The sequence below is a fragment of the Pedobacter ghigonis genome (genome assembly GCF_903166585.1).
GTDB classification, from domain to species: domain Bacteria; phylum Bacteroidota; class Bacteroidia; order Sphingobacteriales; family Sphingobacteriaceae; genus Pedobacter; species Pedobacter ghigonis.
This window is the reverse complement of sequence record NZ_CAESCM010000011.1, coordinates 163,348-177,836: the sequence shown is the minus strand read 5'-3', so window position 1 is coordinate 177,836 and position 14,489 is coordinate 163,348. Positions and strand designations below refer to the sequence as shown.

Below are 14,489 nucleotides of genomic sequence, written 5' to 3'. Positions count from 1 at the left end.
AATTTTTACACTATAGCAAAACTTATACAATGAACACCAATGTAATACAGATACATAAAAATGAATGTATTCATTGCCAGGTAGAATCAAGTCTGTCTTTTCGTCCACTTGTGGAGTATTTAAAGGGCCGTTTGAAAACAGAGAAATCAGTAAAATCAGAATTTTACAGGTTTCTACTTCAAAAAATAGAAAAAGACGATGTGCTTTTAGGTGGCATTAGCGCCGAAGATTTATCGAAATATAAAGATACGTTAGAATTGATTTTTACCATTCTAACCCCTTTAATGGATAACGAAGACGATTTGTTTTGGGCTTTAAGTACCCCAATTCCAGATCAGATCTTTTTTAGTACCAATGCTTTTTACCAGTTTTTTAAAGATCATGATCCTAAAAACAAGGTAACAAAAGATAATGAGCCGGTAGAAAAGAAACAGCTGAAATTTATTTACAATACCATTTTAGCCCGTTTCTATAATTTTACCTCGGTGCTTAAAAATGAAATCATTTATGCGCACTTAAATCAGGAAACCAAGCTTACGCAATACTACAATATCCAAACTGATACGAAGTTTGTAGATATTATGCATAAGGGCGATTTACCTGAGCTGAATTTTGAAGCACTGAGTAAACATTTTCAGGAAGAAACCGAATTAGAATACCTGGTAGAGCACCTGCCTTTAAGCGATTTTCATTTTGAAGGCTTTAGCATCATTTCGATTACCGATGTAACTTTACAATATTCTATTGAGGGTATTCGCGGTGCACTGGTTGATCATAATTACCAAACCGAAGCGTACAGCCACGTAATACATGCCTTAAAAACATTGAGTGGCAACAGTAAACTCGAATTTGGTTTAATGCCCTTTTTAACGGTTAACAATAAGCTGGTTTTCGATAATCAGGAATTTTCGCAGAGTATGCTCATCAATTCTGCAAAAGCTTCCAATTTAGAAGAAGAAGTATTTTATTCGCTGGTTGATAAATATAAAGAAAACCCACGGTCGATTTTTGTAAGTGCCATTAACGATGATCAGATCGAAAAAGACCCTTTTCTAAAAGTTTTAAAAGCCGCTGGTGTTTGTTCTTATTCGGTATTGCCTATTTATTACAATAAACAGCTTGCCGGAGTGTTAGAGGTTTATTCTAATGATGAAGTAGCAGTTGATGATAAATTGTTGTCGAGATTACGTCCGGCATTGCCATTAATTGGCCAGCTTTTCCAATACAGTATCGAAGAGTTCGATGCTAAAATGGACGAAATTCTGATGGATAAATTTACGGCTTTGCAACCTTCGGTTCAGTGGAAATTTAACGAGGCCGTTTGGCATTTCCTTCAGCAGAACAACGGCTACCATAAATTAAAAGAAATCGAAACCATTACCTTTAAGCATTTGTATCCGCTTTTTGGTGCTATCGATATCCGTAACTCCACTATCGAGCGTAACAAAGCGCTGAAAGACGATATGGAGGTACAATTGAATACCTTGATTGATACACTAAAACTCATCCGCAAGCATGTTTCTTTAGAGTTGATTGATAAATTGATTTTCAATTGTAAAGACTGGATAAAACGAATTGGCGATTTTGCTTCTTCGAACGAAGAAAGCCAGTTGAACGAATTTTTAGAAATAGAAGTTTATCCTTTCTTATCGATTATTAAAGGCAATCATCCTAAAACAGCTGAGGTAATCGATAAGTATTTTGAAGTGGTTGTGCCCGAAACCGGTGCCGCATTCGAAAACCGCAGGCAGCTTGAGGTTTCTATGCAGCTAATCAATACCGAAGTAAGTCAGTACCTGGAAAAATCGCAATCAAAATTGCAGGCTTCTTATCCTTGCTATTTTGCCAAGTTTAGAACAGATGGGGTAGAGTACGATATTTACATTGGTCAGGAAATTGCACCCGAAAAACCATTCGATTTGCTTTACCTGAAAAATATCCGCCTATGGCAGCTTACTTCAATGGTTGATATTGCACGTTTATCAAAAGGCTTAATTGCCGAAATGCCACGTGCGCTTGAAACTACGCAATTGATTTTTATCCATTCGAATGCCATTGATATTAGTTTCAGGAACGATGAACGTCGCTTCGATGTAGAAGGTGCATACAATATCCGTTATGAGGTAGTTAAAAAACGTATCGATAAAGTGCTGGTTAAAGGCACAGCCGAACGGTTAACACAACCGCATAAAATAGCCATGGTTTATTTCAATCCTGAAGAAGCCAAAGAATATTTAGAGTACATTAAATATATGCAGGTTCAGGGTTATTTAAACGACGACTTAGAACATCTGGAACTCGATGAATTGCAAGGGGTTTCCGGGTTAAAAGCGTTAAGGGTTGGCGTAAAGTATATAGAAGAGAAAAAAACAAAGGCTGATGCGACAAAAAAACTGAAGCCGAAAGAAATCAAATCGATTGAGCAGGAAATAGCCAAAGTACTGCAACATTAAGCTTAATTAAAAATCCTCCGGTTCAAAACCGGAGGATTTTTTGCTTATAAACAAAAAAGGCTCCCGTTAATGGAGCCTGAATTTCATTTGTGTGTGCGTATATTATTTGATTGCTGCAATCTCTTTTTCTACTGCAACGGTTTCTACAGAGCTGATATTTGTTTTTAAAGCTGCAAACCTGTCGATGGTTAATTTTTGCGATTTGCCCATTACCAAAGTATGGTTATCAGTCGATCCGCTTAATTTTAAGTCTGCATCATCAGCAATTACGGTATACAAACCTTCCGAGCTGGTATTGATATCAGCATGTGCATTTCCTTTTAAGAAAATTTGAAGGTATTTGGTGCTTAATTTTCCATCGGTTTTCACTACTGCATTTTCTGAAGCCTCAATTCTATAAATGTCGTTAACAACAACTGTTAATTTTGTTTTTTCAGGACTGGTAGAGGTAATTCTTAAAGCGTCGCCATCCTGTACTACTTTTGCAGTGCCATAATTGTCGTCGTTGTAAGCAATACCAATTGTTCCTTTCTGAATAATGGTTAACTCTACATTTCCTTTTACTGAGATTCGTTTAAAATCAGAAATTTTGATGTTTTTTTCTGGTTCTTTTTCTGTAGCCGAAACAGTGGTTGTGAATAAGGTCGAAGATAAAACGATTGCTGTTAATGAAGTGGCGATTAAGGTTTTGATTGAGGTTTTCATAGTATTTTATATTTAATAATTAAATGTTAATTAATTGTTATTGAATTGTTTAAGTCTGTTTTTGTTTTGTTTTGTAGATAAGACGCTGCGATTTTAAAAACGTTGCAGCACCTTTTGCATTTTTATACAATCGATAGGTAATACTCGACCAACGGGCATAAATTCAAGACGAACCCGAAGCCATAAATAGTTAAAGTTGATGTGAAGTGGTTTATTGAGCTTTCATCATCATCGAAAACCCAGGTGTTTTGCCGGAAACTGAAACATTTTTAAGGCAATTGTAAAATATATTGACATTGTTTAATCGCAAACAATTTTCGTTATCTTTATTCAGAATTTTAGTCTGTTTATTTATGAAGAAAAAGGTTGTGCTTGTTCAGGATAATAAAGATATCCTCGATATCATGGATCAGGTGCTGGAAGAGGAAGGTTTTGATGTAACCGCATCATTAACAACCGAACCCATAGAAAAGATAGATGAAATTGAGCCGGATGTGGTAGTGGTTGATGACCACATTAAAGGAAAAAAGAAAGGATCGCAGGTAATTAAAGAACTTAAATCTGATCCGCAAACAGAAGATGTATCGGCAGTATTAACCTCAACCTCAAATAATTTGCCTCAGGAAGCCGAAGATTGCAAAGCCGACGATTATATCGAAAAGCCATTTGATCTCGACCACATGGTAGATGTAGTGAAGAAGAACGCTTAAATATAACCTTACGCTCTAAATGATGAAAAAAATTGTTTTCTATTTATCGCTTACAGTAGCTCTTTTTTTTACGGTTTCATGTAATAAGGGCAGAGAAATTGGGAAATGGGATGATAATATAAAACTCTCTCAAAAAACTGCCAGTTTTAATGCCAGCAACAATTCGATTGTAGTTACAACCGAAACTACAGGTTGGTGGTTAAATGGTATCTCGTTAAACAAAACCTATGTCGATTTAAAAAATATCGAAAAAATGGGTCAGAATTTTGTGGTAATTCAACCTGATTTTAAAGTTGAGCGTAAAGACGGAAATAAAATTATAATTACCATGAATCAGAACACCAGCAATTCTGATCGATTATTAGGGATATACTTACAAAACGGAAATTACTTTGATGGAATAGAAATAAGCCAATCAAAATAAAAACATTACAATTTTCTCGCTTAAAAAAGACTCAGTTCGCTAAGGTTATCTGTTCAAAGTGGGTTTATAAGTATCGGTATTAACAGTTGCCTGTAATTCATGCAAAATCTGGTACAATCCAAAATTGGTTCTGTTTACATAAATAAAATGTTTTACTCCACGGGCCTGTTTAAATTCGGGCATTTTCGAAATCTTTTCACCATAAATATATAGCTGATCAAAAAAATCGGGTTTGCTAAAATCAAATACTGCACTGGTATAGGGCTTGGCAAACAGCTTAATCATTTCGCTGTACGATTTATGGTAAAATTCTATTTGTGCTGCGGTATCGTCCGCGTGTATCATCTCCAGTTGTCTGAAAGCCTCAATTGTTCTGTTTTTATCGTTAAAAACATCAGTAGAAATCAGTGAGAAAAAAGGATAGTAAAAGTCATCAGGCATTTCCTTTATACAGCCGAAATCAATAACGCCTAAATTTTCGTCAGGTGTAATCATAAAGTTCCCCGGATGCGGATCGGCATGTACAGCCCTTAATTCGTGCTGCTGAAAATTATAGAAATCCCACAGGGCCTGCCCGATTTTATTGCGCAAAGCCTGAGATGGATTGGTTTTTAAAAATTCTTTCAAGTGTAAACCCTCAATCCAGTCCATGGTAATGATGCGTTTGCCCGAAAATTCGGGGTAGTATTTAGGAAAAACTACATGATTAAGGTTTTTACAGTCTTCAGAAAACTCGATAGAGCGCTTAACCTCCAGTTCGTAATCTGTTTCTTCGAGTAAACGCTCCTCAACCTCTTTAATATAAACATTCAGTTCTCTTTCCGACATGCCCAATAACCTGAAAGCAAATGGTTTTACCAGTTTCAAATCAGATGATATGCTATCGCCCACACCAGGGTACTGAATTTTTACCGCTAGTTTTTTGCCATTTAAAGTTGCCTGGTGTACCTGGCCAATAGAGGCTGCATTGCTCGAGGTAAGATTAAAGCTATCGAATATATTTTCGGGCGTTTTACCAAAGTTTTTGGTGAAAGTGCGCACAATTAACGGACCCGAAAGAGGCGGGGCATTGTACTGTGACTGGGTAAATTTATCGACATAAGATTTAGGCAGTATGTTTTTATCCATGCTCAGCATCTGTGCAATTTTTAAAGCACTGCCTTTTAATTCGCTAAGCGATTTATAAATGTCGGTTGCATTATCTTCGTTAAGCTGTTCGCGGTCCATTTCGGGGTTAAACAGCTTTTTCGAATAATGTTTAATGTAATTACCACCAATCTGAATACCCGTTTTAACAAATTTTGCCGAACGTTCTACTTTGGTGGTTGGGATGCTTTTTTGTGTCTTCATTTAAATTGCTAAAAGCCCATTTTGTCTGCAAATTTTCCGTTTCTGGATAAGAACTTACCATATTCCAGCAAATTATCGATAGGAGAGTGCTGAAAAAGATCGAAAGTTACGTTAATGCCCTTTTCTATGGCTTCATCACTTTTTTCAAAGCCCTCGCTGTCGTCATTAATCCAGAAATTAACGATAAATGCAAACTGGATCCATAAAGCATCTTTATATCTTTTACTTAAGAAACGGCGTTCAGCAAGTTCGCCGCTTTCTAAGCCTTCGTCTATAACCTCTTGGGCAAAATTTTCGAATATAGGTTTTACTCCTGCTAAAACATCAGGGGTAGAAAATTTGCCCTTGTAGTTTTTCAAACTGTAGATAATAAAGCTTCGCTGATTTTTCAGATTTTCGAGATAGCTGTAGAAAAAAGAAAGCATTTTTTCGCGTGCGGTATATTGCGGCCAAACTTCCTGCTCCTTTATTTTGCTAATCGTTTCGAAAGTAAGTTCGAACCAGATGGTTTTTTCGATACTTTCAAAAGAAGAGAAGAACTGGTAAAAATCGGCCTCAGTAATTTTAAGTTTCTTAACGAAGCTGTAAACTGATTTTGGTTTTTCGTTCTGGGTTAAAACAAAATCCAGATATGCCTTTCTAATTTGTTGAGCGGTTGCCATATAGCTGTTTTTTTACAAGTATAACGTTTAATTTATTGCCTTGTTTTTAACTGATCTTTTTAATTGATCATGCGATTGTAATAATCATTTTCAAAATATTTGAAAGTTTATTTACGGCTATTTTGTTTAGTTTTTGTGTGGAAAACTATTTATGAAAAAGCTAAAATTTTTAGTATTTTTGTTTTGAAATGACCTCTTTAATAAAGCAACGATATGATCCAGTTAAATGATTTTTTGTATGGCAATATGGAATTGCCTGCCGTATTCTCCGACTTGTTAAATACCGATGTTTTAAAAAGATTAGGTGGTGTACACCAAAGCGGCGCTATATTTTTGGTTAATCCGGATATTTGCCATTTCAGGTTAGAGCATGCTATTGGTGTTACCTTGTTAATCAGGACGCTTGGTGGCTCGGAGCTGGAGCAGATTGCAGGCTTATTACACGATGTTTCGCATACTGCTTTTTCGCATGTTGGCGATTACGTTTTCGATAATACAGATGAAGATTATCATGAAAAGATTTTTGCCGAAATATTGTGCAAATCGGAGGTGCCCGATGTTTTACTAAAATATGGCTATAACATTAGTGATATTTTACATGGTACATTCGATATTTTAGAACAACCTTTACCTGCACTTTGTGCCGACCGGTTGGATTATACTTTGCGCGATGGGGTGCATGGTGGGGTGATTTCTCGCCAGCGCGCCCGTCAGTTTTTGAAAGCAGTTGTTTTGAGCGGAGGTAAAATTGCTGTAAACGATGAAAATGAAGCCGCCTGGATTAATGAAGCTTTCGAGAAACTAAATAATGAAATGTTTAAACTACCGCTTCATTTGTATGCCAATGGTAAAATGGCCGAACTGATAAAACGTTTTTTAAAAAAAGGGCTTTTAACCGAAAGCGATCTGTTTAAAACAGACACTTTGCTGCTGAATAAAATCCGCACCAATTATGAAGGCTATGAAGCTATAAAAGCCATTAAGCAGTTACGTGGCTTCGCCGAATTTATGCGCCATGGGGCTGTTCCTAAGGTAAAAACAAGGACTTTGAATGCGCAGTTGGTGTAGCATAATCAACCACCAAAATCCAATAACTAAATATCAAATAGTCAATAATCAGCAGCGCTTCATTAGATAATGTTCGCCTGTACTTACCTGGTTAATGTTTTTTAGCTTGTTTCATTTATTCATTGCGAATTGTTTGTTAATCTGCTTAATTGCTTAATGATCAATTTTAATGTTAGTATTCATAATTTGAAGAACTATTTCAGGAGAATTAACGTATCTTGTAAAAAAGAAAATTATGTCTGCAGTAGAAATTATTTTAATTGGAGTGGTTATCCTGCTTATTTTTGGCGGTAAAAAACTGCCCGAATTAATGAGGGGGATAGGGAAGAGTGTTAAAGAATTTAAAGATGCAAAAGATGAGCCGCCTACTCAGAAATAAGGCGTTTTCTCATTAAATGGGACCGCTTATTGTAAATATATACTAAGGCAATATCATCGTGCCTAGCCGAAACTTTCCATACACTTTATTGTTTTATTTAAAATAAATATCAAGATGGAAAATCAAAAACAAGATCTCGCAAAATCAAAGGCTGATTTTACGGAAGAACATGCCAAACATCCTGTTAAAGGAATAAACGACTGGAACGACCGCTTAGATCAAAATCTCGAACCAGAAGATCACAACGATACCGTGGCTGATGAAAAAGCAAAAGATTTTTCTGCTAAGTACGGCAGTGGCGATCAATCAGACGAAAATAACAGCTGAATACTAATTGTGTAATTGATTTAACGCAGCACCATTGTCTTGTGTTCTTGCTTTTCCTTCTATTTTAAATCTGATTTTTTGGAAAACAACATTTTATTTGTGCAAAAATTTTACACAAGACCCCCGGTTTATTACACGAAACCGTAATTTCTTGCTCAAAAAAATGTTAATTTTTTTTCATGTGCTTTGATTAATAGTATATTGCATATCTAATCAAACAAACATGTATAACGTTTTTCAACTAAGCTGATAGGTAATGAGCAGGCATTGGTTATTGGTTGTGTCTTTTCTGTTGCTCTTTAAGACAGGTGCTGTTTTTTCGCAGAACACGTCGAACAAGGGGAAAGACTTTTATGTTCCTTATGCCGGCCATATCGATGGGGATAGGTCAAGGTTAACCTTGTTTTTATCTGCAGATCAGGCTACTGAATATCAGGTTTATATTGGTAATACTTTAATTTCAACTGCTGGTGCTTCTATACCTGCCAATACCTGTTTGCCATTTGTAATCGATCCGAATGCCTATGCGGTATTAATGAGCAGTTCCAATGTAATAGAACCCAATAAAGCCATTCACGTAGTTACAACTAAAGCGATCTCGTTGTATAGTATTATTTCTAATAATGCCCGTACGGGTGGTACTTTAGTGTTGCCAACAAATACGCTTGGACAAGAATATTATGCCTTTAGTTATGAAAATCATGGCAATCAACAAGGGTTTTCACAATTTACAATTGTGGCAACAGTTGATAATACTGATGTGGAAATTACGCCTAACCAAAACGAAAGATATGGAGGAAGAACTGCCAATACCACTTTCACCATAAAGTTAAACAAAGGCGATGTTTATCAGTATCAATCAGTTGGCGATTTAACAGGTAGTCATATTAAAGCCCTGAATTGTAATCCTGTAGCCGTATTTTCAGGTAATACCTGGGCTGCATTTTGTAATGAAGGTAATAGCCGTAATCCAAGCGGAGGCGATAATTTATATCAGGAGGTTTTTCCGGTTTCGGCATGGGGAAGAAATTTTGTAACTGCCCCCTTTTATAATACACTTAACGGCAATACAGATATTATAAGGATAATTGTGGCTGAAGATAATACGGTTTTAACGGTTAACGGGAGTACTGCAAATGCAAATGGAACTCCTCTCTCTGGTTCATATAATAAAGGATCGGTAGTTACATTTTTTTCTACTTCAGCAAATGTAATCTCAGGTTCGAAACCAATTGCTGTTGCGCAATACCAAACTTCGCAAACTTGTAATCAAAGTAATGGAACCAATACCAATCAGGCACGATTTCCAGGCGATCCTGAAATAACGGTGCTCAATCCTGTTGAGCAAACACTAAATAATATTACGGTTTTTTCAGATTTGGGATCGGTAGGTGTTCCTACTCAGATTGCCAGATACTATCTGAATGTAATTATTAAAACAGCAGATATTGCTTCATTTAGGCTGGATGGTAATCCTGTTAATAATTTTACAGCTATTGATAATGTATTTAGTTATGCTGTAATTGATGTAACCAATACGCAACCACAGCACCGCTTATCTGCAGCTGGTGGCTTTTCTGCAATTTCTTATGGTTACGGAACGGTAGAGTCTTACGCATATCTGGCAGGGGCAAATATTCAGAACTTTACTTTTCAACCCACCAGTACTGTTACCGGGCAGTCTATTAGCAGCGGTTGTTTAGGAGAGCCAATCAGCTTGACTATAAATTTACCTTACCAGGCCATTAAATTAGATTGGGAGATTCAGGGCGCTGCGCGTTTTACTGATAATAGTCCGGTGGCAATAAAGACCTTTACGCGTCCAAATGATAATAATACCTATTACACTTATAAGTATCCAAATGAGCTGAATTATCCAAATCCTGGCGATTATCAGTTTAAAGTAACAGCAACTAAACCCAATGCAGATAATTGTGGTAATACAGAAGAATTGATTATCGATTTTTCGGTTGATAATCAGCCCACAGCAGCATTCGAATTACCTGCTACCGGTTGCCAGTTTAATGGTGTTCAGTTTACCGACCTAAGTAAATCCAATTCAAATTCGAGGAGTATTACACAGTGGTTATGGGATTTTGGTGATGGAAAAACATCTACCGAGCAGAACCCTGTTCATATTTATGATCGTGCGGGAACATATAATGTTGTTTTAACTGCTACAACAGATTCGAAATGTTCAGAAACATCTTCGGCATTTCCGATTGTGATTAACCCTCAGCCTTTATCCGATTTTGATGTTAAAGGTTTATGTGTGGATTTGCCAGTGCTATTAACCGAAAAATCGGCTATCGAAAGCCCCGGCAGCATTGTAGAGTGGCGGTGGAATTTTGGAGATGGCTCAGCCGAAGTGAAACTAGTGAATAACATACCACCTGTTCATAAATATGCCGCAACCGGCAATTATATCATAACCTTGACTACCGTGAGCGATTTAGGTTGTGTGAGCGCGCCAAAGACCAAAAATGTAACCGTAATTAACCCGCAGATAGCCGATTTTATAATGCCCGATTTTTGTTTGGCAGATGGTGTTGCCCGGTTTAAAAATACCACCAAAAATGCAGATGGAACAACAACAGGTTTAACCGCATTATGGACTTATAGCTTTAATGGAACACAGATATCTACTTCGACTGGTTTTGATGGTTCTTTTTTGCCTACCGCTACCGGAGATTATGTAGTTAGTTTAATTGTTACAAATGCCGATGGTTGTGTAGCTCCAGTAATAAAAACCTTTACCGTTAATGGGGCTGTTGAAGCAGCAAACTTCGATATTGTAAAAAATAACGTATGTGTGAGTGATAAAATTGTGATCAAAAATACATCAACTACTTTTGCTGGCAAGATTACAAAAATTGAAATTTACAGAGATTATCCTAACGAAAGCAGTATTTATAAAACCATACCTTATCCTGATGATAGCGAAATAGAAATCGAATACAATACTTTTGGAGGTACTGCTAATCGTTCGCCAAATATTAGGCTGGTAGCTTATTCGGGCGAAAGCTGCTTTAAGTTGGTGGATAAACCGGTTACAATAAAACCTGTACCACAATTGGAATTTGCCGATATGCCTGCGGTTTGCGAAGCTGATGGTACGGTGCTTATTACACAAGCAAAACAAAAGGCTGAAGAAGAAGTGACCGGAGGCGGTGGCGAATACTCTGGGGATGGGATGAAGCCGGATGGTACTTTTAATCCTAAAATTGCAGGGCTCGGATCGCATATCATTACCTACACGTATACTGGTGATAACGGCTGTTCTAATTCGATCAGTAAAGAAATAACAGTATATGCATCGCCTGTTGCCGATGCGGGTACATTGATTTACATTTTGGCTGGCGGACAAATTGAAATTCCGGCTACTGCCGAGGGCACAAACCTGAAATATGAATGGTCGCCCAGCGCAGGCTTAAATAAAACAGATGTGTTGAGGCCCATTGCATCGCCCGAAAAAGATACTGAATATACGCTTACAGCAACCACGCAGCCTGATGGTTGTTCGACTACTTCAAAAGTATTGGTTAAAGTGTTGCAGGCACTCACTCCTCCAAATACCTTTACGCCTAATGGGGATAATGTTAACGATACCTGGAACATTAAATATTTGGAATCTTATCCTAAAGCTACGGTAGAAATTTTTAACCGAAACGGGAACAGGGTGTTTTTTAGCGATGGCTATAAAGTACCTTTTGATGGAAATTATCAGAATGGTCAGCTACCTGTCGGTGTTTATTACTATATTATCAACCCAAGAAACGGCCGTAAAACAATAACTGGTCCGCTTACTATAATCAGATAAAATTGAAGAAGTTCATCGTCATATTAGCGCTTTTTGCCTCATTTACTGCTTTTTCACAGCAGAAGCCCCAGTATACCCAATATATTTTTAACCAGTACCTCCTAAACCCAGCACTTTCGGGAATTGAAAATTATATCGATTTTAAGGGAGGATACCGCAAACAATGGTCAGGAATTACTGATGCACCTCAAACTTCTTTTGTATCGGCACATTGGGCTTTGGGCGATAACCAGTTGTGGAGTAATGCGCTTACCGCTTTCCCCGAACAAACCGGAAACCCGATGGACCGTAATTATATGCAGAATTATATGTCGTCTCCCTCGCACCATGGGATGGGGGTAACTGCAGTGCTCGATAAAACCGGACCGGTAAAAAGGCTGGATGCCAATGTAACTTACGCTTACCATTTGCAGTTGAGTAATAATTTTAACCTATCAGCTGGTGTTGCAGCGGGAATTTCGAGCATTTCGCTTGATGTTAATGCCCTAACGTTCGATACACCATACGATCCGGCATTAAACAGGGCTTTGATTAATCAGGTAAAACCCGATTTAAGTATCGGCTTGTGGTTATACGGTGCCCGTATGTTTGCCGGTATTTCTGTACAACAAATTTTGCCGCAAAAATTAAGTTTTACCGGCGAAAACAGCTACAATTTAGGAAAAGAAGTGCCGCATTACTTTGCTACTGCGGGTTATAAGTTTTTTGTAGATGAGGAAATTTCGGCTATCCCTTCTGTAATGGTTAAATATGTTTCACCAGCACCCGTTTCAGTCGATCTGAATATGAAACTGGCTTTTAAAGATAAAGTTTGGCTGGGTGGCAGTTACCGCAAAGATGACTCTTTCTCAGCTATGGCTGGATTTAACATCGGTAAAATGGTTAACCTGACTTATTCGTACGATTTTTCTACTTCTGCACTAAACCAGGTAAGCAATGGCAGTCATGAAATTGTTTTAGGCTTAATGCTTAATAATATCTACAAAGTGCCTTCTTATATTAAAATGTGGTAAATCAGTTTCCAGTTTCCAGTTTACAATTCGAAAATTTCAAACAATAATCAACTGAAAGCTGAAAACTGCGAATTGAAAACTGCCTTAAAGTTCTTTTCTTAACCTCGCCACCGGGATATTCATTTGCTCACGGTATTTGGCAACAGTTCTTCTGGCAATGTTATAGCCTCTTTCTTTTAATATTTCGGTCAGTTTCTCGTCGGCTAAAGGTTTGCGTTTATCTTCGTTGCCTATGCAATCTTCCAATATTTTTTTAACCTCTTTGTTCGAAACTTCTTCGCCGTTTTCGGTTTGGATGGCTTCTGAGAAGAACGATTTTAATAAGAAAGTGCCAAATTCAGTTTGTACATATTTAGAGTTGGCCACACGTGATACGGTTGAGATATCCATATCAATTTTATCAGCAATATCCTTTAAGATCATTGGGCGCATTTTACGCTCATCGGCCGTTAAAAAATACTCATACTGATAATGCATGATGGCATTCATCGTTTTTAATAAGGTTTGTTGACGCTGTTTGATCGCATCGATAAACCAGCGTGCCGAATCCAGTTTCTGTTTTACAAACTGAACGGCTTCTTTTAATTTTTTATCTTTTGATGAAGCCTTATCGTAGTGCTCAAACATTTCCTGGTAAGAGCGGCTAACCTTAAGCTCAGGAGCATTTTTCGAGTTCAGGGTTAAAATCAATACGCCATCGTTGTTGCTGATATGAAAATCGGGGATAATCTGCATCTGCTTGGTCGTTACCTGATTGGCATCACCGGGCTTAGGGTTTAAGCGCAGTATTTCGCTTACCACCTCTTTAAGTTCTTCGCTGTCTAAGCCTAAACTTTTTTCCAGTTTATCGTAATGTTTACGGGTAAATTCATCCAGATAATTTTCTACCACATTCATTGCCTTAACAATGATGGGGTTGTGCGTATCTTTACGCTTTAACTGGATCAGCAAACATTCTTTAAGGTCTCTTGCACCGATACCCGGAGGATCAAAGCTTTGAATCAACTTTAACATTTCGAGCACATCATCCTCTTCAACCATTACGTTTTGCGAAAAAGCAAGATCATCAATCATCGAGCCCAGCGGACGGCGCAAATAACCGTCATCGTCTAAACTGCCGATAATCTGTTTACCGATAATAAAATCCTGATCCGATAAAGGAATAAGATCCAACTGCTCCTGTAAACTTTCGAAAAAAGTACTTTCAATGGCAATAGGCGTTTCTTTCTTCTCCTCATCGTCATCGCCGTTATTGTAATTGGTGCTGTAATCGTTGGCCGAGTCATCCTGCAGGTAATCATCTACATTAAACTCATCCATGCTGTTATCTTCTGATGACTGTTCGTAATCTTCAGGGCCATCATTTAAATCATCATATTCACTTTTAGGTTCATCCTGAGTCATTAAACTTGGATCCTCAAGTGCCGGATTTTCTTCCAGTTCTTCTTTTACACGGGTATCTAAAGCAACAGTAGGCACCTGCAAAAGCTTAATAAACTGTATTTGCTGAGGTGATAACTTTTGTAATAATTTTTGTTGTAAGTGTTGCTTTAGCATAGTATGTATAAAAGAATGGGC

General features: G+C 37.5%; 12 protein-coding genes. 8 read left to right on the top strand and 4 right to left on the bottom strand.

The genetic code is table 11. The features are described from left to right. Nucleotides 1-29: 29 nt before the first annotated feature. Nucleotides 30-2,453: a GAF domain-containing protein gene (locus tag HWV58_RS16795; RefSeq protein WP_175635195.1), complete on the top strand. Its 2,424-nt coding sequence runs from the start codon at nt 30-32 to the stop codon at nt 2,451-2,453. Nucleotides 2,454-2,555: 102 nt separating this feature from the next. Here the strand turns inward: HWV58_RS16795 and HWV58_RS16790 are convergent, their stop codons facing one another. Continuing rightward, nucleotides 2,556-3,158 carry a GIN domain-containing protein gene (locus tag HWV58_RS16790; protein WP_175635194.1) on the bottom strand — a complete coding sequence of 201 codons (603 nt, stop codon included), beginning with the start codon at nt 3,156-3,158 and terminating at the stop codon, nt 2,556-2,558. A gap of 353 nt (nt 3,159-3,511) precedes the next feature. On the opposite strand from HWV58_RS16790, the gene HWV58_RS16785 reads away from it, so the two are divergent. Continuing rightward, the gene (locus HWV58_RS16785; protein WP_175635193.1) at nt 3,512-3,868 is read left to right on the top strand and encodes a response regulator; all 357 of its coding nucleotides are present in this window, start codon (nt 3,512-3,514) and stop codon (nt 3,866-3,868) included. 19 nt (nt 3,869-3,887) lie between these two features. Beyond that, entirely contained in the window at nt 3,888-4,292 is a 405-nt protein-coding gene (locus HWV58_RS16780) for a hypothetical protein (RefSeq protein ID WP_175635192.1), read from the top strand. 45 nt (nt 4,293-4,337) lie between these two features. Here HWV58_RS16780 and HWV58_RS16775 read toward each other — a convergent pair whose 3' ends face one another. Both HWV58_RS16775 and HWV58_RS16770 read right to left on the bottom strand, forming a co-directional pair. Then, on the bottom strand, nt 4,338-5,642 hold the full coding sequence (locus HWV58_RS16775; RefSeq protein WP_175635191.1) for an ABC1 kinase family protein: 1,305 nt from the start codon (nt 5,640-5,642) through the stop codon (nt 4,338-4,340). 8 nt (nt 5,643-5,650) lie between these two features. Then, nucleotides 5,651-6,304, bottom strand: a complete 654-nt coding sequence (locus tag HWV58_RS16770) for a TetR family transcriptional regulator C-terminal domain-containing protein (protein WP_175635190.1) — start codon at nt 6,302-6,304, stop codon at nt 5,651-5,653. Between the two features lie 213 nt (nt 6,305-6,517). Here HWV58_RS16770 and HWV58_RS16765 point away from each other — a divergent pair, with 213 nt between their 5' ends. The 5 genes from HWV58_RS16765 to HWV58_RS16745 all read left to right on the top strand — a co-directional run bounded on the left by HWV58_RS16765 (nt 6,518) and on the right by HWV58_RS16745 (nt 12,911). After that, nucleotides 6,518-7,372 (top strand): HD domain-containing protein, encoded by an 855-nt coding sequence (locus tag HWV58_RS16765; protein WP_175635189.1) that lies wholly within the window; start codon nt 6,518-6,520, stop codon nt 7,370-7,372. Between the two features lie 235 nt (nt 7,373-7,607). Further along, a complete protein-coding gene (locus HWV58_RS16760) occupies nt 7,608-7,751 on the top strand; it encodes a Sec-independent protein translocase subunit TatA/TatB (protein WP_175635188.1) in 144 nt (47 codons plus the stop codon). A gap of 114 nt (nt 7,752-7,865) precedes the next feature. Next, nucleotides 7,866-8,078: a hypothetical protein gene (locus HWV58_RS16755; RefSeq protein WP_175635187.1), complete on the top strand. Its 213-nt coding sequence runs from the start codon at nt 7,866-7,868 to the stop codon at nt 8,076-8,078. Nucleotides 8,079-8,334: 256 nt separating this feature from the next. Further along, complete coding sequence (locus HWV58_RS16750) at nt 8,335-11,898, top strand: PKD domain-containing protein (RefSeq protein ID WP_175635186.1); 3,564 nt, start codon at nt 8,335-8,337, stop codon at nt 11,896-11,898. 2 nt (nt 11,899-11,900) lie between these two features. Further along, nucleotides 11,901-12,911 (top strand): PorP/SprF family type IX secretion system membrane protein, encoded by a 1,011-nt coding sequence (locus tag HWV58_RS16745; RefSeq protein WP_175635185.1) that lies wholly within the window; start codon nt 11,901-11,903, stop codon nt 12,909-12,911. A gap of 84 nt (nt 12,912-12,995) precedes the next feature. Here the strand turns inward: HWV58_RS16745 and rpoN are convergent, their stop codons facing one another. After that, the gene (gene rpoN, locus HWV58_RS16740; protein WP_175635184.1) at nt 12,996-14,468 is read right to left on the bottom strand and encodes an RNA polymerase factor sigma-54; all 1,473 of its coding nucleotides are present in this window, start codon (nt 14,466-14,468) and stop codon (nt 12,996-12,998) included. Nucleotides 14,469-14,489 lie beyond the last annotated feature (21 nt).